Source organism: Methylobacillus glycogenes JCM 2850 (genome assembly GCF_000617925.1).
Lineage (GTDB): Bacteria > Pseudomonadota > Gammaproteobacteria > Burkholderiales > Methylophilaceae > Methylobacillus > Methylobacillus glycogenes.
This window is the reverse complement of sequence record NZ_BAMT01000027.1, coordinates 1-1,212: the sequence shown is the minus strand read 5'-3', so window position 1 is coordinate 1,212 and position 1,212 is coordinate 1. Positions and strand designations below refer to the sequence as shown.

The 1,212-nt window shown below is 51.8% G+C and carries 1 protein-coding gene; it reads left to right on the top strand.

The genetic code is table 11. The annotated features are described in order from the left end of the window. The first annotated feature begins 51 nt into the window (after positions 1-51). Positions 52-1,205, top strand: a protein-coding gene (locus JCM2850_RS15975; protein ID WP_088177775.1) for an IS3 family transposase whose coding sequence is annotated in 2 segments (ribosomal slippage) — positions 52-292 and positions 292-1,205 — 1,155 coding nt in all. Because the reading frame shifts where the segments join, the coding sequence is not laid out codon by codon here. The last annotated feature ends 7 nt before the right edge of the window (positions 1,206-1,212 follow it).

The window sequence follows — 1,212 nt, the reverse complement described above, 5'->3', positions numbered from 1 at the left end:
ACTTTCCTAGACAGCTCAAGAGCCTCAAACTATGGAAGTTGAGGAGACATCATGAGCAAGCAACAACGTTACACCGAAGAATTCAAACAGGCCGCCGTCAAGCAAGTCACTGAACGTCAGTTTTCAGTAGCAGAGGTCGCGGAGCGGTTGGGCGTTTCAAGCCATAGCATTTATGCTTGGATCAAGCGATTCAGCACACCTGAAGACGAACGACAGCATTCCTCTAATCAGCAAGCAGAAATCCGTCGCCTTCAGGCTGAGCTGCGGCGCGTCACTGATGAGCGAGATATCCTAAAAAAGGCCGCCGCGTACTTTGCCAAGCTGTCCGGGTAAAGTACGCATTTATTCAAGAGCACGCCTGCTCTCACCCTATCCGACGTCTCTGTCGCATGATGGGTGTGCATCCCAGCGGTTATTACGCATGGCAACAGACACCGCAGTCTGCAAGAGCGCAAGAAGACCAGCGCTTGCTAGGTCATATCAAGCAATCCTGGCTGGAGAGTGGTGGTGTTTATGGCTATCGCAAGATCAAAGATGATCTTCGAGCTTTAGGGGAGACCTGTGGCAAGCACCGTGTTGCGCGATTGATGCGTCAAGAAGGGTTACGTTCTCAAACTGGCTACCGGCGTCGCCCTGGTCAGCTTGGCGGACGGCCAGCCGTGGTCGCCCCGAATCATCTGGAGCGCCAATTCGACGTGACCACCCCCAACACAGTATGGGTGACGGATATTACCTATATTCGAACCCATGAAGGATGGTTATATTTGGCTGCCGTGCTGGATCTCTTTTCACGCCAAGTCGTCGGGTGGTCAATGGCACCTAGGATGGATCGTGACTTGGCGATCAGCGCATTACTGATGGCGGTATGGAGGCGAAGACCAGATGGGGAGGTGCTAGTCCACTCAGATCAAGGTAGTCAGTTCAGTAGCTATGATTGGCAGGCATTTTTAAAGGCGCACCGTCTCAAACCTAGCATGAGCAGACGAGGCAATTGCCACGACAATGCCGTCGCAGAAAGCTTTTTCCAATTGCTGAAGCGGGAAAGGATACGGCGGAAGATTTACGAGCATCGAGAAGCTGCCCGCCAGGATGTATTTGATTACATCGAAATGTTTTACAACCCTAGGCGTCGACACAGTTTCAATAATGGCCTATCGCCAGTAGAGTATGAAAAGCGTTATTTCGAGGGGCTGGCGACTGTCTAGGATAGTA